Raw genomic sequence first — 23,276 nt, 5'->3', positions numbered from 1 at the left:
GTGCACCACGCATCTGCTGTCGCCATCCCTAACCAGCGCGGCCTCCACACTGCGGGAACTGCCCGGCAAGCCGCTGTGTGAAAACTACGTATGAACTCTTTCGGGGGAAGGAATGCCTGCACAAGGCATTCCTTCCCCCGGTTTTTGACAGGATTCTGGCAGCCGCACGCATGACCGTTGAGCATTTCGTGCTGAAAATGCTGGCATTATTTATCGCCAACAGATACCATTCCCAACAGGCCATTCTCAGGCCAGCATCATTGTGCTCTTTAGCGATGCCGGGCCAACTGGCCGAAGCGCTTTGAGCGGAATTCTGGCCTCTTTTTTGGGTTTGCGCTGCTCCAAAGAATGGCTCCGTCTGCGGGCTGCCACAGCCAAGCCGCCAAAATCAACCGGCCCCCATCCGGGACGCGAAATACGTATATCCCCATGTTCATGGCAGTACTCACAGTGGAATTCAACCTGCACGGCAATGATAATCTCAAGGCCAAGCGCCGCGTTGCCAACAGTTTGAAGCAGAAAACGCGCAATAAATTTAATGTGGCCATTGCGGAAGCAGGCACAGAAAACAGCCTGAGCAGCCTGCGTCTGGCCGTTGTCTCCATTTCCAACAGCGAAGGGCATTTACGCAGCCGCATGGACAAATGCGCGCTGATGATGGAGGCCGTCTGCCCTGAAGAAATGGTGGAAAGTCAGGTGGAAATATATGCAGCAGATTAATGCCATACCTGGGCCTTACGCCGAGAAGGCCCTTCAGATAGCCGAGGCCCTGAGCCAGATGGATCAGATTGTTGTGGCGGGCCATGTCCATCCCGATGGAGACGCCGCCGGATCCGTGGCCGCAGTGGGGCACATTCTGCGTGACATGGGCAAGGAATTCATGCTTTACGCCAACCCCAGGCTGCCTGGATATCTGGATTTTTTCCCCATGCCTGCCGTGGTACATACGACCCTGGAGCACCCGCCCTTCACCCCCCGGTGTGCGGTTCTGCTCGACTGTGGCGAACCGGAGCGCCTTGGCGCTGAACTGGCCGGACTTTTGCCCCAGCTCGACAGCGTGAATATTGACCACCACCTTGGCGGCGACGGCATGGGCAGCCGGGATAACTGGGTAGTTACCGAAGCGGCCGCCACGGCCCAGCTTGTGGCCTACGTGTCCATGGCGGCGGGGCTTCCCCTGACCGGCGATCTTTCCCTGGCTGTGGCCCTGGGGCTCATAACAGACACGGGCGGCTTCTGCCATGGCAACACCAGCGCCGACGTGCTTTCGCTGGCCTCGCATCTGGTGCAAAACGGCTGCAACCTGCCCTGGCTGCGGGAGCAACTGGACAATAACTGGAGCCTCGGGCGCTGGCGTTTGTGGGGGCTGCTTATGGAAAACTCCTGCGTGGTGCATGACGGGCAGATCGGCATCTGCCAGGTACGGCTGCAAGACCTGAGCCGCTGCCAGGCCCTCAAAGAGGATATGGAAGGCTTTGTGGAGCAGTTGCGCCGCCTGCACGGCGTCAAGGTCGCGGCCCTGCTGCGCGAAGACAGCCCGCAACTGTGCAAGTTCAGTCTGCGCTCCTACGGCGATCTGGACGTGCGCTCCATTGCCGCAGATCTGGACGGCGGCGGGCATTTCAACGCCGCAGGGGGAACCCTGCGCATGCCGCTGGAACAAGCCGGGCAAGTCTTGCTGAACCACATCGGCCGTTATCTGGACAATTTGAAAAACACGGCCAGGTAGCGCACGCAGCCCGCGCACTGTGATCCACCCACAAAAAGAAGCCCCACAGCGCACAGGGATAAAATAACCTGTCGTTGCTGGCCATATCTTTTGACTTATAACAGAGCAGAGGATATGGTTACGCCTTGCGTATGGTTAATAAAGATACACTAGCACAGTTCTGCCGTAGTCAGAATCAGCCGGAATCACCTTCCTGCACGCCGGAGCGCGACTCCGGTACCGGGTCAGGCAATGCCGTCACTCCCGCAACCCTGCGGGATGGCAAGGCATATGCTCTGCCCCAGCAACACGGTGTCCTTGTGCTCAATAAGCCCTCCGGGCCCACCTCGGCCCGTTGCCTCACAGCCATCAAAAGGCTCGGGCAGAAAAAAATCGGCCATGCCGGCACGCTGGATCCTTTGGCTTCCGGCGTGCTGTTGGTATTGTTGGGGCAGGCCACCAAGCTTTCCGGGCACCTTCTGTCCGGGGGCGGCAAGGTGTATCGCGGCGTTTTGCGCCTTGGGCAGACCACGGATACCTGGGATATCGAAGGCCAGGTACTGGAAGAAGCCCCCTGGCAGCACATCAGCGTAGAAGACGTCAGGCGCGAGGTGGCGGCCTGGCTTGATCTGACGGAACAGCCCGTTCCGTCCTACTCTGCCGCAAAGCATGAAGGCCAGCCCCTGTACAAGCTGGCCCGCAAGGGGCTTGAAGCCCCGCAAAAGATCAAACGCATGAAAATTTCACAGGCGGACGTGCTTGAAACAAGCCTGCCGTTTGTGAGCTTTCGGGTCGCATGCAGTTCCGGCACCTATATACGCTCCCTGGCCCACAGCTTGGGGAAGCGACTTGGTTGCGGAGCCGTGCTCACGGAACTGACCCGGGAGTATAGTCACCCCTTCGGCCTCGATGTGGCCCGCGATCCGGCGGACTTCACGGCTGATCCCACCCTGTTGCCTGGCTGCGTCATCCCTGTGGAGGATGCGCTGCCGCACTGGCCCAGGGTGGATCTGACGCTGGAAGAAGCCGCCCGCGTGCGCAACGGCATCGCGGTGCCCTGCCGAACGCCACAAGCTGGCGACGGCGACGGCGAAGACCTCGCGTTTTTGATGGAACAGGGCCAGGCCCTGGCTCTGGCCAAACGCGAAGCAACAGCCGCCGGGCCCTGCTGGGCCGTGTTGCGGGGACTTTGGAACTAAGGGCCTTCACGCCCGTAACAGCCTTACTCAAGGAGAACTGCTGTGGTAATGGATGTAACTCAGAAAAAAGCGGTCATTGACGCCCACGCCAAACATGAAGGCGACACCGGCTCCCCGGAAGTGCAGGTTGCCCTGCTTACTGCCCGTATTGAAGACCTTACCGGTCACTTCAAAGAGCACAAGAAGGACTTTCACTCCCGTACGGGCCTGCTGAAGCTTGTTGGCCGTCGCCGCAATATTCTGAACTACCTGAAGAAGACCGATGTTCAGCGCTACCGTGCGCTGATTGAGAAGCTTGGCCTGCGCAAGTAAGGCTTTTGGCTGCAAGGGGGGAGCCTGAGGCTTCCCCCTTGCCACTTAGAGCAGAATCCACGCCGCATTGCGGCGCGCTGCACGCTCGTGCAGCGGGAGATCAGCTACCTTTTTTCAAAGGGTACAGCTCCAGGGTTGAAGCTGCACTTACGCTTTCGCAGCGAGCGACTGCTCACGCACTCGCCAGAGCACTTTCAAGGTGAAAATGCTCTGCTGCACGCAAACTGCCCCCATGGGGCGTAACGTCTGAAGGGGGGTCCGGGAAAATCAGGCAGGGACACGCCGCTTTGCCCGCTTTTGCCGGAATCCCCTTCGCCCATGCAAAGGAATCTACATGTTGCAAGATATTTTCAATCCCACCCGCCTTACCTGCCAGGTCGGCGGCAAGGAAATTATTCTGGAAACCGGCCGTATGGCCAATCAGGCCCACGGTGAAGTCTGGATCCAGTGCGGCGGCACCGTGGTGCTCGTCACCGTCTGCTCGCAGCCCCTGGAATTCGACAAGGGATTCTTTCCCCTTACCGTTGAATACTCCGAAAAAATGTACGCCGCCGGCCGCATCCCCGGCAGCTTCTTTCGCCGCGAAATCGGCCGTCCGTCCGAGCGTGAAACCCTGGTTGCGCGCCTCATCGACAGGCCCATTCGCCCGCTGTTCCCCAAGGGCCTGAACGAAGACGTGCAGGTGCTGGCCAGCGTCATTTCCGCTGACCAGGAAAACGAGTCCGACGTGCTGGCGCTTACCGGCGCTTCGGCAGCCATCATGCTGTCCCCCCTGCCCTTTGAAGGCCCTGTGGCCGGTGGCCGCATCGGCCGCGTCAACGGTCAGTTCGTGCTCAACCCCACCTTTGAGCAGCAGGCCCTCAGCGATTTCAATATCGTTTTCGCCGCTTCCGGCGACGCCCTCACCATGGTGGAAGGCGACGCCCAATTTGTGCCCGAAGACGTGATCATCGACGCCCTGGAATGGGGCCGTCAGCAGATTCTCCCCCTGGTGGAAATCCAGCACAAGCTGCGCGAGCTTTGCGGCAAGCCCAAGATGGCCTTTACCCCGCACGAAGACGACGCGGCCCTGGTGGCCCTCGTGCATGAGCTGGCCCTTGCCAACGGCATGGAAGAAGCCCTGCGCGTGCCGGAAAAAATGCCCCGCAAGGACGCTCGCAAAGAAGTGAAAATCAAGGTGATGGAGGCCCTCAAGGCCAACGCCGCCTGGGCTGAAAACGAAGCCGCGCTCAAGGCTGTGGGCGACATTTTGTCCGGCCTTGAAAAGAAGCTGGTGCGCGCCCGCATCGTCAACGAAGGCACGCGCATCGACGGCCGCGACACCACCACGGTGCGTCCCATCCAGATCCAGACCGGTCTTTTGCCCCGCGCTCACGGCTCCGCCCTGTTCCGCCGTGGCGAAACCAAGTCCCTGGTGGTAGCCACCCTCGGCTCCTCCACTGACGAACAGCGCATGGACTCCCTCACCGGCGATGTCACCAAGCGCTTTATGCTGCACTACAACTTCCCGCCCTTCTCCGTGGGCGAAGTGAAGCCCGTGCGCGTGTCCCGCCGCGAAATCGGCCACGGCGCTCTGGCTGAAAAGTCCCTGCGCCCCGTGCTGCCCACTGCCACGGACTTTCCCTTTACCCTGCGCGTGGTGTCCGAAACGATGGAATCCAACGGTTCCTCGTCAATGGCCGCCGTGTGCGGCGGCTCGCTCTCCCTCATGGACGCGGGCGTGCCCGTGAGCGCTCCTGTGGCCGGTGTGGCCATGGGCCTCATCAAGGAAGGCGACAAGTTCATCGTGCTCACCGACATTCTCGGTGACGAAGACGCCCTGGGCGATATGGACTTCAAGATCGCCGGTACTGCCGAAGGCATCACCGGCGTGCAGATGGACATCAAGATCACGGGCCTGACCACGGAAATCATGCGCAGCGCCATGCAGCAGGCCCGTCAGGGCCGCCTGCACATTCTGGAAGAAATGGCCAGCGCCATCGCTTCGCCGCGCAAGGAACTTTCGCGCTATGCCCCGCAGCATGCCGAAGTCTTTGTGAACCCCGACATCATCCGCCTCATCATCGGCCCCGGCGGCAAGAACATCAAGGCCATCACCGCGGCTACCGGCGCTTCCGTGGACATCGAGGATTCGGGCCGCGTGTCCATCTTCGCCCCCACGGCCGAGTCCCTTGAAAAGGCCCGCGAAATGGTTTCCTACTACGACCAGCGCCCCGATATTGGCAAGAACTACACTGCCAAGGTGCGCAAAATCATGGAAATCGGCGCCATCGTTGAAGTTCTGCCCAACGTGGAAGCCCTTGTGCACGTTTCGCAGCTGGACGTTAACCGCGTGGAACAGCCCGGCGACGTGGCGCGCCTTGGCGAAGACATGGTGGTCAAGGTCATTGAAATCAATGGCGACCGCATCCGCGCCAGCCGCAAGGCCGTGCTGCTGGAAGAACAGGGCCATCCCTGGAATCCCGAAGACACCGCCCGCCCGCCCCGCTCTGACCGTGGCGACCGCGACCGTGGCGGCGACAGGGGCCGTGGCGACCGTGACCGTGGTGGTCGTGGCGACCGCGGCGACCGCGGTGGCCGTGGCGACAGGCGCTAACCGCCTGCCGGACATTCTCAACGCGCAGTATACCTGAGGCTTGAGTTGAAGCATTCCCCGGCCGGGCGCATCGCGCCTGGCCGGGTCGCTGAAAGAGCAGTAAAGGAAGCTCCCATGTCCAAAAAGATCGAAAACACAGCACCTGAAACCGCTGACAACGAAACGTCCGCAAGCCGGGATGCCGAAGCCGAAGCCAGGGCGCACGAAGACGCCCAGGCCGCTGCCGAAGGCAAAAACCGTACGCACTATGAGGGCCTTGGCGATGCCTGGGCAGTGCTTACGGGGCACAATCCGGCTGAAGTAATGGGACAGATTGTGGCCACGGTTCTGCATGAAGGCGGCACCCGCCCTTCATGGCAGTGGAAACGCGGCAACATGGACCACATCCTGATGGCCTGGCCGCAGGATCAGCCCGTGCGCGCCTCGGTGCTCATGACCGGCGAAGAAGGCGAAAAGCTCACGCCCACCTCCGCCTCGCCCCTGCTGGACGGTCTGCCCAATGACCTTATGGTTGACAGCATCTACGCGTGGGAAAGCGGCATGGGCGCCAACGTGGCCGTCAGCATGATCGAGGGCAAGAACCCCATGTGGTTTTTTGACCCGCTGTATGGCCGTGACAGGGCAGACCTTACCCCTGGCGTCACACACACCTTTCTGGTGGCCGGTCTGGCCTATGCGGTGCGCAAGGCCCTGCTGGACCATATGACCATCACCCAGGGCCCGCAGTACGAAGCCTATGCCGAGCAGTGGCTTGAGGCCAATCCCGACAAAAGCCGTCTGGACGTGCCGCCCCTGCAGGTGGATGTGAGCGATCGCCACATGATCATGCCAGGCCGCAACTTCAGCGAATACCAGATGCGCGCCATTATTGATCAGGTGCAGGACACCCATCTGGAAAACATGCCCATCAAGGTGCTGTTTGTCACCTTTCCCTTTGAAAACCGCGAGCCGCTGCGCCTGGTCATCTATGCGTCAAAGATGGTCCTGGGCGATCTGGAGCCGGAAGCGGGCATGGCCATTGATGCCTACATCTGGCTTCAGGGCCGCATTATTGACATTGACGAGGCCCCGCAACAGTAGCGGCCCGTTTTTTTTCACTGAGGGGCACGGAGGCGCAGCGCCTCCGCCCCCTTCAATTAGCGGCAGGCCGCCCCGGCGCACACGGCTGACCGCACGGAATATATCATGAACGCGCCTCTTCTCTGGTTTATCGTGGGTGTGGCTTTTTTTGTGGCCGAACTCATGACCCCGGCCATGGTGCTGCTCTTTTTTGGCGTGGGGGCCTGGGCTTCCGCCCTGGCCGCGCTGCTGGGCATGGACCTCGCATGGCAGATTGTTGTCTTTATCTGCATTTCCCTTCTTACCCTGCTGTTTTTGCGCCGCCGCCTCCGGGCTGTTTTTGGCGGGCGCTCCAGCCGTAACCCGTCCGCCAACTGCGACGGGCAGAACGAGGAACAGTGCGCGCCACACCTCCTGACAGGCCGGCAGGGCGTGGTCAGCAAAGCACTGCACCCCGGCCAGGTGGGCGAGGTCAGCATTGACGGCAGCTTCTGGCGCGCCACGGCTCCCGAACACATTGCGGCAGGCAGTCCGGTGCTGGTGCTGGGGGCTGATCCTGGCAATGCGCTTGTGCTGCGCGTGCAGCCCGTGACCGTATCCTGAACCGCTTCTTTTAAGTTGACGGGCATGCCGTGGTGACGGGCATGCCGCAACACCACCACGACAGCCACAACAACCACAACAGCCACAACAACCCAGGCAACCGGGCCGCCACGCCAGCCAGGCCCTGCGGCCGCAAACCGCGCCACATCTTTTGTAAAATGCGCGCAAGCGCCGCATGGCTACGCAGGGCACCGCGCCACAACACAGCGCACCGTGTCGGCCCCAGAATGCTTGCCCGCGCCAACTCCGTGCTGCCAGACACAGCGAATTTCCGTTGGCAGTACTATTCTCACAGGCCGGGGGCACCCCGCTTCGGCGTGTAACAGCGCGCACACCCCGCGCATACGCCTTTTCGCGAGCGTCCGTTCCCGCAGCCGCCAAGAGCAGTTGCCGCGTAACATTGCTCTACACTTTACGAATGAGGTACTTATGGAATTCATGAACAGCTTCGGATGGCTTTTTCTCCTGGCCGTATTGGTTATCATCGTCCTTGTCAAAACAGCGGTTGTCGTGCCCAACCAGTCCGCCTTCGTGGTGGAGCGGCTCGGCAAGTTCAGCAAGGTTTTGTACGCGGGTTTTCATATTCTTGTGCCCTTTGTGGATGTTATCGCCTACAAGCGCAGCCTCAAGGAGCAGGTGCTGGACGTGCCCAAGCAGACCTGCATCACCCGCGACAACGTGAGCGTGGACATCGACGGCGTGCTCTACCTCCAGATCATCACGCCCGACAAATCCGCCTACGGCATTTCGGATTACGAATGGGGCGCGATTCAGCTGGCGCAGACATCCCTGCGTTCCGTCATAGGCACGCTTGAGCTCGACCGCACCTTTGAAGAACGCACGCGCATCAACCAGGAAGTGGTGGAGGCCCTTGACGCCGCCACAGCACCCTGGGGCGTCAAGGTGCTGCGCTATGAAATCCGCGACATCACGCCCCCCATCACCGTTATGGAAGCCATGGAAAAGCAGATGCGCGCAGAGCGCGAAAAGCGCGCCGTCATTGCCCAGTCCGAAGGCGAAATGCAGTCTCGCATCAATCTGGCGGAAGGGGCCAAGGCCGCTGCCATTGCCCAATCCGAGGGCGACAAGCAGGCCGTGATCAACAAGGCCGACGGCGAAGCCGCGCAGATCCGCACCGTGGCCATGGCCACGGCCGAAGGCCTGCGCATTGTGGGCGAACAGCTTGGCAACGATGCCGTGGCCGCTGCCCAACTGCGCCTTGCCGAATCCTACATCACCCAGTTCGGCCAGCTTGCCAAGCAGGGCAACAGCCTCATCATCCCCTCGGACATCGCCGATGCGGCGGGCATGGTGGCCGCCGTGAGCAAGATCATCAAGCCCGGCGAAGGCCTTGGCAAGAGCGGCACCCACGTCTAGAGCCTGCTGCCAGCCACGTTTTTTCATTATTGCCAAGCGGCCCTTTTCATGCGGTGGAGCACATTGGTGTACATTCCCGCATGAAAAGGGCCGCTTTGAGTATCTTGGCTACAAACTGCCATAAATTCGGGCCGCCCTGTACTTTCACAAGGCGGCCCGTTTTCATGTGAATATCTTTGTCTGCCGGGGCAGTTACGCCTTATACAGGTTATAGCCAAGCTCGCGGGCCACAAAGGCGGCCATTTTCTGCCCGCGCACGCTGTTGCCCACAGGGTCCAGCGGCGGCGAAAAAGCCGCTATGCCCATAATGCCCGGCACAATGGTCACAATGCCGCCACCCACGCCGCTCTTGCCGGGCAGGCCCACGGTGTAGGCCCATGCGCCCGAACTGTCGTACATGCCTTCCATGGTCATTTCCGCCATGATGCAGGCGCAGTTTTCCGGCTTGAGCACCTGTTCCCCGGTAAGGGGGTTGCGCCCCCTGGCGGCAATGGTCGCGCCAATGGTGGCCAGTTCCACTGTTGTCAGCAGGGTCGAGCATTGGCGCGTATACACGTCGCAGGCTTCCATGGGGTCGCAGTACATATAGCCTGCCGCGTACAAAAGCCAGGCAATGCCACGGTTATGGAAATTGGTGGTCTGCTCCGAGCGGTTAAGCTCGTCGGACATGGCGATGTCCTTTGCACCGAGCCTGCGCTGCATGTCCAGGATGCGCTGCCAGCGCTCCTCCCTGGAAGCGGCCTTCACAAGGCTGGCCGATGCCATGGCCCCGGCGTTGACCAGAGGCGACAGGGGCTTGTCGCCATGCAGTTCAAGAGCCATGACCGAATTGAAGGGCAGCCCCGTGGGACTGACGCCTATTTTTTCCTGTACCGTCTGCCTTCCCATATCCTCCAGAGCAAGGGCAAGGGTGCAGACCTTTGAAATGGACTCTATGGCAAAGCGGTACTGCGCGTCGCCCGCCGAAGCCCATTGCCCCTGCGCCGTTACAACGGCCACCGCTGCAAGATCACTGGGGATATTGGCCAGAAAGGGAATATAGTCGGCATTGGCTCCGCCCGGAGCCTTGCTGTACTGCGCATGGGCGCTGTCCACCACGGACTGGATTTTTTCAATGTCAGGCATGGGCATTTCCTTTGCGCAGGGCGGCACTCCAGGCCGCCCTGCACCGGCACGGCGTCACCGCGCCGTTACGACTGGGGATCAGTGGCAGCGGGCTTTTGCGCCCCTGGCTGGCTCTGGGCCTTTTCTTTCTCCCAGGTGAACGGCTCGAAGTCCGAGTCCGGGTCACGCCATTCCGGCTTGCGCATGGCGAAGATTATCAGGGGGATGGCGACAAAAATGACCACCAGCACCACAAGATACATGACGTAACTCTCCGGGCTACCTATGGATATCTGCACCGGGGGCACAAAACTGAGGGCAAAGGCCAGCAGGGAACCCAAAAAGCCCAATGCGGCCCACAAATACATGGCGGGCACGCGATAGGGCCGGGGCCGGGCTGGCTGCGTCTGCCGCAGGCGTATGCCGCTAGCAAACATGAGCATGTACATGACAAGATACAAAATGACGGTGAGTTGCGACAAAATCTGAAACGCCGCCTGCACCGAGGGCATGATCACAAAGGTGATGGACAGGATGCTCACGATAACCGCCTGAACGATCATCAAACGGCTGCCCATGCCGAACCTGTTGGTCTTCTGGAACCAGCGCGGCAGGTATCCGGCCTTGGCCACCGCCAGCATACCCGTGTTGGGGCCAGCTATCCAGGTGACCACGCCGCCCAGCACGCCAAAGGCCAGCATGACGGCCAGCACGGAACCCAGCCAGTCAGCGTCTATCCACCTGAACAGCAGATCATAGGCCAACAGCAGGCTCTGGGTAAGGTTGATGTCCTGCTTGGGCACAATAAAGGCGATGCCCAGCGTGCTCAGAAGGAAAATGGCCACTGTGCCGAGCGAGGCTATGGTGATGGCAATGGGGTATTTTTTGGTGGGATTGTCCATATCCTTGACGTGTACGGCGTTCATTTCCATGCCCGCATAGGCAAGAAAGATGCTGGCGGCCAACACGACGTTGCCGAAGTTGGTAAAGTCGGGCAAAAGCGCGCCCCAGCTCAGTTCGATCAGGGGCGGCTTGCCGCTGAAGAACAGGTAGGCAAAACCCAGTATGACCACGACCCCCGCAGGAATAATGGTGCCCACAATGCCGCACCATTTGGAAACCCGCGCAAAGATGCCGACCCCGCGCAGGGCGATGAGCACCGAAAGCCAGTATACAACAAGCACAAAGCCCGTGATGTACCATTTATTGGCGGCAATGGTTTCGGCCATACTTATGTGGGGATCCATAAATGCTATGGAAACGGCCCCAAAGGTCAACACCGTGGGGAAATAGGGTATGACTTCAATCCACAGCATGGACATGGCCAGAAAACCCCAGCGTGGGCCATAGGCTTCGCTCACCCAACGGAACACGCCGCCCTTTTCGGGATAGGTCGTGGCAAGCTCGGCGGCCACAAGAGACATGGGCACAAGAAAAACAACGGCCGCAAGAGCAAAGTAAAAAATTGCCCCCAGGCCGTATTCCGCTTCAGAAGGAAGAAAACGCAGACTCACGACTGCGGTGATATTCATTACCACAATTGTGGCAATAGACATTTGGGATCCGGACGATTGCCCTTTTGCTTCTCCCATAGTGGCACTCCTCGACTATGCTTGTATGCGGATTTTATTCAAACGAAGAAAAACAGGCTGAAATCAGAAGCTGTAGACGGCTGGTTACTGACAGGCAATTAATAATGACTCCCAGCTATGAGACGGTAGGTAATAACCTTTATTCGGTCAATAGGTTTTACGTTTTATATGCCCCAATACCACTACAGAAACGCAGCCTCACAAGGGATTCTTTCAGACAATATCACAGCACCAAGCAAAAAAATTCTGTAACAGCGCAAAATAATACGGCGCATGCCGCAAAAAGTCTCGTGCAGCATGCGCCTGATACTCGGCCCATATAATAGACAAGTAAATATATTGTCAAAGATATGAGAATATGTTTAGCTTTGATTAATTGGAATTATTCCTTTTAATAGCCTGCGCAATACCTGCAGGCAGCCTTCCAGCCTGTCCACGCCGACCTCCTTCCGGAAGGATGCATGCCTGCCCAGCGAAAACCCGTAGCCATTTCGACCATGGCCCTCATGACCGTGGGCCCGGCGGATTCACAGGCATGTTCTTTATCGGCGGCCTGGGCTTTTTGGGCGTGGCTTTTGCCTTTATCGTGGGATTTTTTCCACTGCACAACCTGACCATCGGCAACCAGGCCCTGTATGTGGGGCCTGGCTGCAGGTGGACTATACACATTTCTGGCCATGCCGCTTCTTATTCAGGCTTTTGAAAAAGCCTCGATGGAAGATCAGGGCAAGAGCAGAAAACAGCGTTTAACCCAATGGCAACAATGGAGATAGAGCATGACTGCAAAGAGTACCCTGCGTAATACCGTGCTTGACGACACCTACGCCGCGTCAGATATGGCCAATGCCATGCCGCGCTACGAGATGCCCAAAAATGAAAGTCGCCCCCGGGACGTATATCAGGCCATCCACGACGAACTTATGCTGGACGGGAACTCGCGCCAGAATCTGGCCACATTCTGCCAGACCTGGGTAGACCCCGAGATCAATCAGATCATGGCCGAATGCGTTGACAAGAACATGATCGACAAGGATGAGTATCCCCAGACAGCCGAGATAGAAACCCGCTGCGTGCATATGCTGGCCGCCCTGTGGAACTCCCCCACCCCAAAGGGGACCCTTGGCTGCTCCACCACCGGCTCCAGCGAAGCCGCCATGCTTGGCGGGCTTTCCATGAAGCGGCGCTGGGTCAATATGCGCAAGGCCGCTGGCAAGCCCCATGACAAACCCAACATGGTATGCGGCCCCGTGCAGGTTTGCTGGGAAAAATTCGCCCGCTACTGGGATGTGGAACTGCGCGAAATCCCCATGGAAAAAAACCGCCTCATCATGAACGCCGAAGAAGCCGTCAAACGCTGCGACGAGAACACCATCGGCGTTGTGCCCACCCTGGGCGTGACTTTTACCGGACAGTACGAACCTGTGGAGCAAGTAAGCAAAGCACTGGACAAATTGCAGAAGAGCAAGGGATGGAACATCCCCATCCACGTTGACGGAGCCAGCGGCGGCTTTCTCGCGCCCTTCATCGATCCCGCCCTGCGCTGGGATTTCCGCCTGCCCAGGGTCAAGTCCATCAATGCTTCCGGCCACAAGTTCGGCCTTGCGCCCCTGGGCGTGGGCTGGGTTGTGTGGCGCGAAAAAACCGACCTGCCCGAAGACCTGATTTTCAATGTGAACTATCTTGGCGGCAACATGCCCACATTTGCCCTCAACTTCTCACGCCCCGGCGGGCAGATCATCGCCCAGTATTACAACCTGCTGCGCCTCGGCAAGGAAGGATACCGTCGCATTCACCAAAACTGCTACGACACGGCGCGCTACCTCGGCGAAGCCATAGGCAAGCTTGGCCCCTTTGAGGTTCTGTACAACGGGCGCGGCGGCATCCCCGCCCTGTGCTGGGCCTTCAAACCCAAGGCCAAGGTCAACTACACCCTGTACGACCTCTCCGACCGCCTGCGCTCGCGCGGCTGGCAGGTTCCCGCCTACTCCATGCCCGCCCACCGCGAAGACCTCGTGGTCATGCGCGTGCTCGTCCGCCACGGCTTCAGCCGCGACATGGGCAACCTGCTCATTGACGACATCAAACGGGCCATGGCCCACTTTGTCGCCCACCCCGTGAGCAACCCCCTTACTGAAACCGAAGCCGGCAGCAACAGCCACGCTGGCCGCTGCGCCAAAAAATAACCAAGAACAACTGCTCCTGACAACGGGGAGACGCTTTGAGCATTGTGCCAAAGCGCCTCCCCGTCTTTGCGTTCAAATCCATTTATGCTCACGAACCGCAGCCAGGGCCATGCCACGGTGAAATGCCTTGTGAGCGTTACTTTTCAGCAATAACCTCGATTTCGACCTTTGCGTCTTTCGGCAGCCGCCCGACTTCGAAGCATGAACGCGCCGGTTTATGCTCGGTAAAATATGCCCCGTATATTTCATTAATGACGTTAAAATCGTTCATGCTCGAAAGAAAGATTGTCGTTTTTACGATATCGTTAAATTCAAATCCGGCCTCGTCCAGGATAAAGCCTATATTCTTCATCACCAGGGCTGCCTGTTCCGCAAATTCTTCCGGCATTGTGCCGGTTGCGGTATCAACGCCGAGCTGTCCTGAAATATAAAGCCGGTTGGTTGTGCGGATACCCTGTGAATAAGGGCCAAGTGCCGCAGGCGCTTTATTGCTGAGTATTCTGGTATGCATTGTGTTTCCCTTCTCATATTTTCCGTTATCAAAAAGCCGCCGACAAAGCAGCTCTCCACGTCCGTACACTGAAAACCATACTCATGTCTGGAATTCGCTGTTACGTGATGATGCCCAACCGATTGGCATTAGCCATGTAAGCTTCATTGTATTCCAAAATTCTGCCTGTATTTCGAGCCAGTTCCTTGGAGTACAATCGTTCCAGCAGGTAAAGCGCAACATCAAGGTTCAAAACGCCTCCTCCCCCGGTAACAATCCGCCCTTGATCGACTATATGGGCAACCACAGGATCAATGGCTGGCCACTGCCTTTTTACATATTCGATGGGATTTTCTTCAGATCCAGAAGTCTGGTTTCGCAGAGTGGCTTTCTTGTTGTCGAGGACACCGGCGGCGGCAAGAAGCGTCACTCCCATACAAGCTGCGCCCAAGATTGCGGAAAGACTTTTGCACCGTATAAAATCGAGAGTTTGCTCACGGTGTATTTCTTCCTTCCACGTCGGGCCGCCTGCAATCAGGTAGACATCGCACTCAGGAGCATTTTTTATCGTAAATTCAGCTTCAATTTTTACATTGCAGGCTAGTGTTACCTTGTTGTGTTCGCCTGTTGCTATCACACACGTTTCAATGCTTGGCTCGAAACGCTTGGCAATGGAAAGCGCGCCAAGGGCAGCAAGGTCAATGGGTTCAACTCCGTCAAAAAGGAGTATTCCGAATTTCATTTTACCTCCGCCAGGCTGTGCCTGCTTACGAGTAAACAGACTGTTTACGTCTCCATGCGCCAGAGTTAGAGCTTTCACACTTTTTCAAAGGTAACATGCTCCAAACAGTTTTTCCGACGCATGGAGGGGCCTCAAACGCTCCTTTACAAATTTTCGCTCCTGGTTTCTCGGGTAAAGATGGCGCTGATAAGCGTAACTACCGCCAAAGTGATCAGATAAACCGAAATACCATCGGAGCCTTCCAGAACTTTCAGCAAAACCGCACAGATAATGGGGGATAAACCGCCAAACACAGCGGCAGCAACCTGCACGCCGAATGATGCCCCGGACATGCGGACGCTTGTTCCAAAGAGTTCCGGAAAATACGCGGCCTGAGGCCCATACATGGGCGCATGGCAGATGTTCATGAACAGGGCAATGGCAAGCATGATGGTAAAGCTGTCTCCACTGCCCACAAGGATGAACAGGGGATACGCACAAATAATGCTTGCAACCGCCCCAGTGATATACAGAATACGCCGTCCGATTATGTCAGAAAGCCAGCCAAAAAACGGCAGGGTAAACATCTCCAGACACGCTCCCAGAAGAACGCCGTTAAGGGCAACGCTTTTAGGAAGGCCGAGAGTGTTCGAGACATAGGACACTATGAAAATTGTCAAGACGTAAATCCATGAAACTTCAGAAGCTTTTAGCCCAATAGCGCTGAAAAACTCTTTGGGGTGCCGTTTGAAAACCTCAATCACCGGCTGTTTCACCAATTTTTTTTGCGCTTTGGCTTTGGCAAAGACAGGAGATTCGCGAACTCTGGACCGGATAAACATGCCGAGGGAGACCAGAGCAACGCTGAGCAGGAAGGGAATTCTCCACCCCCATTTCAAAAATTGCTCTTCGGGCAGCAGAGAAACGAGTGAAAAGATTATTGTGGACAGCAATAAGCCCAGTGGGTACCCGAACTGGACAAAGGAGCCGAAAAATCCACGCCTTTTCTGAGGCGCGCTTTCGATAACCATAAGCGCGGCTCCGCCCCATTCTCCACCGATTCCGATACCCTGCAAGATGCGAAGGATCACGAGCAAAATAGGCGCCCATACGCCAATGGTATTGTAATCGGGCAGAAGCCCGATACAAAACGTTCCCAGGCCCATGATCATCATCGTTGCCATGAGCATATTCTTACGACCGAGCTTATCTCCAAAATGCCCGAAAATGGCACCGCCGAATGGCCGGGCAAACAGACCGACCGCAGCGGAGCCAAAGGCGGCAATGGTGCCCAGAAATGGGTCAATGGCGGGGAAGAAAATCTTATTGAAAACCAGCGCGCTTGCCGTGCCGTAAATGGTAAAATCGTACCATTCGACCATCGTTCCAATTGAACTGGCTGTTACAACTGTTTTGAATTCGGAAGGTGAAAATTCTTTTTGTGCATCTACTACTGAGGCGTCCGACGAAGCAAGAGAAGTATCATTCATAAAATCTCCATTTCTCAATCCGTTGCGTGGTTCCCTCACTTGAAAAAAACTCTGGCTGGAGGGCATTTTTTCGGCGAGATGCGCGGGGATAATGTTAAGCAACTTCGGCGTCAGATTTATTCTCCTCCGTTTCTGATACTTCTTTTTGAACAAATATTTCTTCACGCGGGGCTGGAGCAAAGAGTTGCATAGCAGGAGCAACTTCTTCAATCCGCTGTTTTACGATTTCGACAGGCGTGGAGTACAATTTCATCAGTCCGAACAGTTTTTCGTGAGGATGATACAGTATCCCCTTGGGCGCTCCACTTTCCTTAAAGCAGCGCGCAACCTCCCTCTCAAACTGGAGCTGATAGCCGCCGGTAACGACGTCAGGCTTGTGTCGTTCCCTGAGGGCTGCAACTTCAGATGAAGGCATCTTGTCGTTCATGCCCTCAGAAAGATTTAAAATACGCGTTCCTTCGGGGGTCACGACCATGAAGCCGCTGAAAGGAGTATCCAGGGGCGTATGCAGAAGGTTGGTTAAAACAAAGCGGCAACCGGTAAAAAACCTGCCGGCAAAAAACTTGAAGTAGTTGATTTTCCGGTGATACCAGGGGAATGCGGTAATGCTGTAGCCGTTCACAGTGACCGTTTCACCCGGCTTCAAAGGCGTCAGTTGTTGATTGGGGACGGCGAAATGCGAGTGAAGGTGCTGACACACTCGTGGCGGTGCAACAATCATGGCTCCAGTTCTGGAAGCAACTTTGTAGGCATCGGTATAGTGTTCATGATGCCCATGGCTTACACAGATAACGCTAACGTTGTTATAATCACTCAAATCTGACCAATGGGTGCCATAATCCTCGGAAAAAAAGGGATCAAAAGTTAAATCTCCCCCTTTTTTTGATGTGATCACCAATGATGACCAGCCATAATACTTGACCGTGTTACCTTCAGAATCTTTTCTTCCCATGACTTCCTCTCTGTTTGGAATTTTCCTCACCTGTGGCGTCCTTCTGGCGGGAATTGCCATCAGGAAACCCCCTCCTGACGCCATTGAGGAAAACGGTATAATAAAAAGAAACTGCCTTACAACGAAAATTCCTCTTTTAGGTTATGAATTCACCATTAGCAAAAATATCCGTGACCCAAAAAAAATCCCCACCGAAAATTCGGTGGGGATTGTATTGCATTTTAATGTAGTTAGAGCATGTTACCTGAAAAAAATCTGCACACCATGCCAGCTTCTAACGAAACAAAGCCCGTGCAGCATCACCTGCATCAATAGCAAACGCAAAATGCTGTAACTATCGAAATCTATTCCGTTGTGTGAAATCCCAGCCGCTGTGAGACGCGCAGCGCGGCTTGCTGCAGGTCAGAAACGTATTTTTCTTCCGGGAATTCTAGCGGCTTTGTCTCAAAGCCAATTAAAAGAATCACCCCAGCGATGGCGCCTGTGCCGTAAAAGACAGGACTCGCAATAGACCTTGAGCCAGGGATTGATGTAAGCAGTTCAGTTCTTGTCGAAAACCCGCATTCCTTGATCTTCTCTAATTCGCTTGTGAACAAATTGTAATCAGCCCCATCATCAATTTCTTTCAGAAGAAGATGTTTATAGGCTTGCAGTGGGAGGTGGGCAGCGAAGCACTTTCCGGCGGCGCTGGTCATAAGCGGAGCGTAAAACCCGACGTGCATATCCATTGCAACTGGATGCTTACTCCGCAGATAACGGACAATCATCGGGCCATTTGGCATCCAAACTGCGAGGGCAGCCGCTTCTTCGCATTCATTACGCAAAGAATGAAGCTCTGGCTCACAAATACTTACAATATCAATTTCACTCAAAATGCCAAATCCGCATTCAAGCAGCTTGGGGCCGAGAGCATAGCGCGTGTCATCCGGCCCCTGGCGGAGCACTCCAAGCCGTACCAAACTTACCAGGTATTTATGTAGCTTGCTTCGCGGCATATTGAATTTTTCAGCCGCTGCGCTTAGTCCCAGAGGTTTGCCTGCGGAAAGAAAGCCGTCAATGATTGAAAATGCAATCTCAAGCGATTGTATGCCTTGTGATTCTGAAGTCATGTTTCGTTCCCATTTAGGTGATTGGCTTGTCCATTTTATTTATATCATAATTGCATATAGCGAACAAGTTTTTGAGGGCATACCTTGGGAACCTCGGCGACTCCTGCCGGAGCTCCACTCCCGCCATTTACCATCCAGTCACCAGACCAACCTCACGTTGCCATTGCCCACAAAACCCACCCGGCGATGGCATTGCGCGGCGCGGAGGGAGATCGCCGAGCGCAGCGAGGAAGCTCCCGCAGCAGAAGCCGCGCAGCCCTCGCGAAATGTCGGGAGCGGGAAAGCCTTTGAACGCTAGCCCGTGGGAGTGGAGATATGCGACAAGCCCAGCGGGGTCGTCCGGGGGAGTGCAGAGGGGGCCTCGGAGGGGCGCAGCATCCAGTACAGAGCAACTGGCACGCCCGCTTCGGCGTTTAACCGCGCGGGTAAACCGCGCTTACGCCTTTGCGGCGAACGCCTGCTCACGCAGTCGTCAGAGCAATTTCAATATGAAATTGCTCTACAGGCCCCCATCTGCCGCCCGCCGCGCAGGCGGCCCAAACTAAAGTATCCAGACAAGCCAGCATTACGACGACATAATTTCAAAATATTGAGCACGCCCGCCATTTACCATCACCATTGCCAGACCAATTTCACGTAACGATTGCCCACAAAACCCACCCGGCGATGGCATTGCGCGGCGCGGAGGGAGATCGCCGAGCGCAGCGAGGAAGCTCCCGCAGCAGAAGCCGCGCAGCCCTCGCGAAATGTCGGGAGCGGGAAAGCCCTTAACGGCTAGCCCGTGGGAGTGGAATTGCACGACAAGCCCTGCGGGGTGATCCGGGGGGAGTGCAGAGGGGGCCTCGGAGGGGCGGCTGCCCCTAACAGGCCCCCTTCTGCCGCCCGCCGCGCAGGCGGCCCAAACAAAAGCAATGGAAAAGCCCTCGTGCCCGCAGGGCACACATGCCGCCTCCCAAAGGACAAGCCCTTCTTTCTTGTCTTGAAACGCCAAATACGATGAATTCCCGCCCACCACAAAGACACATCCACAAAATCCCTACCATCCCCCCATTCAAACAAAACAAACGCCGCCCCCAACATACAGGAGCGGCGTTTATTTTATTTCCACGTCAGCCATACCGCATCACGCAATACCGCAATGCGCCAGCCCACCCACTTATTTCAGATTGACAACCCGCACATCTCCACGGGTTTCATTAACCTTTTTACGGAAGCTCTGCCTGCGGTCTTCACCATCTACAAGCCCTGCCAGCCATTCCGCCACATGCAGCACAGCATGCTTGTCATGCATATTGATGAGGCAGCGGGCAATGCCTATCTTGCATGATGGGCAGCCCACCACAACAGGGCCGGTATAGTCTTCACCCAGGGCTTCGCCAAGCCGCTTCTGCTTGCGGGAGCGCAGCAGGTTGTATATCTGGGGCGAGGTCATGGCGCCCATACCGGATTCGCCGCAGCAACCGGGGCTGAGCGTCACGTCGGCTCCGGTAAAATCGCCCAGGGCGCGGGCAACCTGCTTTTGCCCCTTGATCTTGTGCACGTCGGCCCATTCGCAATGGCAGGCCCCGTGATAGAGCAATTTGGAGCCTTCGGGCAGGGGGGCACTCAGGTTCTCCGAAGAAAGCAGGGGCAGCGTGAGCTGGGCCACGTCGCGCATGACAAGATCAGGGAACTGAACCTGCAGGTTCATGCGTTCCAGACCGTCGCGGCAGGAGCCGCAAGCCGTCACCAGATACTTGCAGTCAAAGCCCTGCTTGGTCAGGTTGCGCAGCATGGCGGCCAGATACTGACGGTTCTGGGCCATGTTGTCTTCAAAGGCCGTATCCATGCCAGCCGCCAGCAGGGGGAATCCGCAGCACATATGCCTGGGGGGCACGGCCACGGCAAAACCGGCCTTGAGCAGCAGCATTATGGACGAAACGCCAATGCGGTCATAGAAGAGCGCGCCGCCGCATCCGGGAAAGTACAGCACCAGCGGCATGCCGGGCGTTGGCTCGGCTGGCGCGAACACCGCGCCTCTGTGCAGCTTGAGGGATTCATAAAGGTTGGTGTAGCCCATCTTGGGGCCACGGCCGGAGAAAAGCGGACTCTGCATGCGGCGCTTCCACACCTCGGGCACAAAACCAAGAAACTTGTTCTGCATCTTCTGGCCCAGAGAGGCCATCTTGGCGGCCTTGGGCGCACGGTGGGCAATATCGCGTCCGAGCCATTCCAGCGCGCGTCCCTTGATGGGATGCCCGCCCGCGCCCTCGTGCTCCAGCAGGGCACGCAGGGTCAAAGCCACCTCGCCGGAGGGGATCTTCACCGGGCAGTTGGCCATGCAGCGTCCACAGGCCGTGCAGTGTTCCACCAGGTCGCGCATCCACTTGAGCAGACGCTCGTCAATGCGGCCCTTGTTGACCTGCGAATAGTACACGGCCTCCAGCAGCATGCCGAGCACCATGTTCTTGTTGCGCGGGTGGTACTGCATGGAGCGCTCTGGATAGCACATGGAGCAGACCTGCTTGCACTTGCCGCAGCGCGTGCAGACCTGAATGGACGTAAGCAGGTGGATGAGCTTGTCCTTGTCCGGCAGGCCGCTTTCACGGATGTCGCGGATAAGGCGGTTGAACGAGAAGGTAAAGGGGCGCACGGGCAGGTCGCGGTAGACCAGCTTGGCGGGATTCATGACGTCGCGGGGGTCCACGCGCTCCTTGAAGGCCCGCAGGGCGTCCATCTTGTCCTTGCTGAAAAAGGCGATCTTGGTGATGCCTATGCCGTGCTCGCCCGAGACTTCGCCGCCCATTTCCTGGCACTCGGCCATGACGCGGGCGGCCACCTCTTCGGCCTCTTCCAGCATCTGGGCATCGTTGGAGTTCACGGGAATATTCACATGGCAGTTGCCGTCGCCTGCGTGCATGTGGCTGGCAACCACAATGCGGCTGGCGTTCATGTATTCATGAATTTTGTTTATCTTCTTGGCCAGATGCGGATATTTTTCTTTCAGAAAGACCAAAAAGGCCTCAGCCCGCCCGGCCAGTTCCATATCCGACACGTCGGCGGCGGAAACGTCGCCAGAGGCGGCCTTGGAAGCCTGCGAAAATTCCCGGTTGAAGTCCTTGTCTTCCATCGGGTAGCCGGGCAGCCGCCCCACTTCCTGAAGCGCGTGACGATAGGCCGTAGCCGTGCATTCCAGGTTGATCTGCTCAAGAAAGAGCGCGAAATCCGGGATGCGCTCCATAGGAATGACCACGTCTTCATTGAGCTTGAAGCCCGAAGTGCGCTTGGCAATGGCCGAAAGCTTGTGGCGGTCTTCCCAGAAGCGCTCGCCCTCCTTGTCGTCGGCGGCCACGATGATGTCCACGTTATCCTGCTGCTCCACCACGCTGACGATGTCGCCCACGCAGTTGTCCAGCAGGTAGGGGTCGTCACCGTCCACCTGAAGGATGATGACCGAGATGGGCGAGCCCTCGTACTTCTCGGACTTGCGCTTGTATTCGATGGCCTGCACGTACTTGGCGTTGAATTCTTCCATGGCCGAAAGGTGGGCGTAGTCCCCTTCCTCACGGATGCGGTTGCGCAGGGCCACAAGCTCGCGCACCACCACGGCGGCCGGGTGCATTGACCGGCCAAAAAATTCCAGCACCATGATGCGCTTGTGCTTGGGCTTGGGGTGGACGATAAAACAGGCTTCGGTGATGATGCCGTCCACGCCTTCTTTCTGCATGCCGGGCAGACCGCCCAAAGCCTTGTTGGTCACGTCCTTGCCAAGGCCAGGCAGGCGGATTTCGTCGCCGCGCAGGTGCACCACGTTGCGCACGCCGCCGCTCACGTCCTTGACCACAAAGATCGCGGTTTCTGTGGGAAGGATTTTATGGCGCGGGTGATTTTCGCGCTCAATGGTGATGATTTCGCCGGTGGGGGTCACCATGCGCCACCACAAAAGATTGTCCAGCGTGGTGCCGTATTCAAAGGCCATGGGGCCGCCGGCGTTTTCCGACACATTGCCGCCGATGGTGGATGCCTGCTTGGAGGCAGGGTCCACGGAAAAAAGCGCGCCAGCGGCGTCAACGTCGTTGATGACAGTCTGGGTTATGGCCCCGGCCTGACAGGTGACCGTCATTTCCTTCATATCAATGGGCCCCACGCGCGTCAGGCGGGTAAGGCTCACAATAAGGGTGCGCTTGCGCGCGGGCACGGCCCCGCCCGTCATGCCCGAACCGCCGCCGCGCGGGATCAGGGCAAACTTCATGTCATTGGCCAGCTTCACCAGCTCGGCCACCTGCTCGGTGGTGTCGGGCTCGACCACAAGCAGGGGCAGTTCCATGCGCAGGTCCGTGGCGTCGGTGGCGGACTCCACCAGCGCGCCGGGATTGGTCAAAATACACTCGGCAGGCAGCACGTCGCCCAGGGCATCAATAAGCTTTTCCCTGAACTCCATTTCGGCCTCATGCGCCGACCAGAACATGGTGATGCCTTCGCCAATGGCCGTGGCGTAATAATGCGCCAGGGAGACAGACTCTTTATCAAAGCTCGCGCGCACGCTCTCGCGCACCGTATCGGCATCGATAAAGGGATTGTAGGCCACCAGAAAAAGCTCTTCGGCAATGGCGATGGCAAGGCTGCGCACAGACTCCGGCCATTCGGCGAAGTCGTCGATATTGATGCGCAAAATGCGATTCACCACATAGTCGGGAGAGATGGAGATATGCGGACCCTTATGGGGCATGACGTTTTAACCTCGTGAGCACTGCGGCGATCTATCAGAATGACAGACAGCAGGTTTTGTGGGAAGCCCTTTT

General features: G+C 57.3%; 18 protein-coding genes. 10 read left to right on the top strand and 8 right to left on the bottom strand.

Translation table 11 applies throughout. The features are described 5' to 3' along the window. Positions 1-429: 429 nt before the first annotated feature. The 8 genes from RBR41_RS05620 (at position 430) to RBR41_RS05585 (ending at position 8,854) form a co-directional block, all read left to right on the top strand. Positions 430-720: a DUF503 domain-containing protein gene (locus tag RBR41_RS05620; protein ID WP_320351605.1), complete on the top strand. Its 291-nt coding sequence runs from the start codon at positions 430-432 to the stop codon at positions 718-720. Beyond that, complete coding sequence (locus tag RBR41_RS05615; protein ID WP_320351604.1) at positions 707-1,729, top strand: bifunctional oligoribonuclease/PAP phosphatase NrnA; 1,023 nt, start codon at positions 707-709, stop codon at positions 1,727-1,729. The genes RBR41_RS05620 and RBR41_RS05615 overlap by 14 nt, the downstream gene beginning before the upstream one ends. Before the next feature lie 275 nt (positions 1,730-2,004). Beyond that, positions 2,005-2,907: a tRNA pseudouridine(55) synthase TruB gene (truB, locus tag RBR41_RS05610; protein ID WP_320351718.1), complete on the top strand. Its 903-nt coding sequence runs from the start codon at positions 2,005-2,007 to the stop codon at positions 2,905-2,907. 48 nt (positions 2,908-2,955) lie between these two features. Next, positions 2,956-3,219 (top strand): 30S ribosomal protein S15, encoded by a 264-nt coding sequence (gene rpsO, locus RBR41_RS05605; protein ID WP_320351603.1) that lies wholly within the window; start codon positions 2,956-2,958, stop codon positions 3,217-3,219. Positions 3,220-3,556: 337 nt separating this feature from the next. Continuing rightward, positions 3,557-5,815: a polyribonucleotide nucleotidyltransferase gene (gene pnp / locus RBR41_RS05600; protein ID WP_320351717.1), complete on the top strand. Its 2,259-nt coding sequence runs from the start codon at positions 3,557-3,559 to the stop codon at positions 5,813-5,815. Between the two features lie 114 nt (positions 5,816-5,929). Next, entirely contained in the window at positions 5,930-6,895 is a 966-nt protein-coding gene (locus tag RBR41_RS05595; protein WP_320351602.1) for a hypothetical protein, read from the top strand. A gap of 105 nt (positions 6,896-7,000) precedes the next feature. Further along, on the top strand, positions 7,001-7,477 hold the full coding sequence (locus RBR41_RS05590) for an NfeD family protein (protein ID WP_320351601.1): 477 nt from the start codon (positions 7,001-7,003) through the stop codon (positions 7,475-7,477). A 429-nt stretch (positions 7,478-7,906) separates the two neighbouring features. After that, positions 7,907-8,854 (top strand): stomatin-like protein, encoded by a 948-nt coding sequence (locus tag RBR41_RS05585; RefSeq protein WP_320351600.1) that lies wholly within the window; start codon positions 7,907-7,909, stop codon positions 8,852-8,854. 192 nt (positions 8,855-9,046) lie between these two features. On the opposite strand, the gene glsA is transcribed toward RBR41_RS05585, so the two are convergent. Both glsA and gadC read right to left on the bottom strand, forming a co-directional pair. Continuing rightward, complete coding sequence (glsA, locus tag RBR41_RS05580; protein WP_320351599.1) at positions 9,047-9,979, bottom strand: glutaminase A; 933 nt, start codon at positions 9,977-9,979, stop codon at positions 9,047-9,049. 65 nt (positions 9,980-10,044) lie between these two features. Then, positions 10,045-11,514: a putative glutamine/gamma-aminobutyrate antiporter GadC gene (gadC, locus tag RBR41_RS05575; protein WP_320351598.1), complete on the bottom strand. Its 1,470-nt coding sequence runs from the start codon at positions 11,512-11,514 to the stop codon at positions 10,045-10,047. 571 nt (positions 11,515-12,085) lie between these two features. On the opposite strand from gadC, the gene RBR41_RS05570 reads away from it, so the two are divergent. Together RBR41_RS05570 and RBR41_RS05565 are read left to right on the top strand one after the other, a co-directional pair. Next, on the top strand, positions 12,086-12,253 hold the full coding sequence (locus tag RBR41_RS05570) for a hypothetical protein (protein WP_320351597.1): 168 nt from the start codon (positions 12,086-12,088) through the stop codon (positions 12,251-12,253). A gap of 73 nt (positions 12,254-12,326) precedes the next feature. Next, the gene (locus RBR41_RS05565; RefSeq protein WP_320351596.1) at positions 12,327-13,733 is read left to right on the top strand and encodes a glutamate decarboxylase; all 1,407 of its coding nucleotides are present in this window, start codon (positions 12,327-12,329) and stop codon (positions 13,731-13,733) included. A 136-nt stretch (positions 13,734-13,869) separates the two neighbouring features. Here RBR41_RS05565 and RBR41_RS05560 read toward each other — a convergent pair whose 3' ends face one another. The 6 genes from RBR41_RS05560 to RBR41_RS05535 form a co-directional block, all read right to left on the bottom strand. Next, positions 13,870-14,244 carry a RidA family protein gene (locus tag RBR41_RS05560; protein WP_320351595.1) on the bottom strand — a complete coding sequence of 125 codons (375 nt, stop codon included), beginning with the start codon at positions 14,242-14,244 and terminating at the stop codon, positions 13,870-13,872. 100 nt (positions 14,245-14,344) lie between these two features. Further along, positions 14,345-14,965, bottom strand: coding sequence for a DJ-1/PfpI family protein (locus RBR41_RS05555; protein WP_320351594.1), 621 nt, complete (start codon positions 14,963-14,965; stop codon positions 14,345-14,347). A gap of 143 nt (positions 14,966-15,108) precedes the next feature. Beyond that, on the bottom strand, positions 15,109-16,434 hold the full coding sequence (locus RBR41_RS05550; RefSeq protein WP_320351593.1) for an MFS transporter: 1,326 nt from the start codon (positions 16,432-16,434) through the stop codon (positions 15,109-15,111). A 94-nt stretch (positions 16,435-16,528) separates the two neighbouring features. Continuing rightward, a complete protein-coding gene (locus tag RBR41_RS05545) occupies positions 16,529-17,446 on the bottom strand; it encodes an MBL fold metallo-hydrolase (protein WP_320351592.1) in 918 nt (305 codons plus the stop codon). Between the two features lie 284 nt (positions 17,447-17,730). Beyond that, the gene (locus tag RBR41_RS05540; protein WP_320351591.1) at positions 17,731-18,495 is read right to left on the bottom strand and encodes an IclR family transcriptional regulator; all 765 of its coding nucleotides are present in this window, start codon (positions 18,493-18,495) and stop codon (positions 17,731-17,733) included. Between the two features lie 1,156 nt (positions 18,496-19,651). Beyond that, the gene (locus RBR41_RS05535) at positions 19,652-23,203 is read right to left on the bottom strand and encodes an FAD-binding and (Fe-S)-binding domain-containing protein (protein WP_320351590.1); all 3,552 of its coding nucleotides are present in this window, start codon (positions 23,201-23,203) and stop codon (positions 19,652-19,654) included. Positions 23,204-23,276: the final 73 nt, after the last annotated feature.

This window comes from Desulfovibrio sp., from assembly GCF_034006445.1.
In the GTDB taxonomy this organism is placed as follows: domain Bacteria; phylum Desulfobacterota; class Desulfovibrionia; order Desulfovibrionales; family Desulfovibrionaceae; genus Desulfovibrio.
This window is presented reverse-complemented; position numbering and strand designations above follow the sequence as displayed.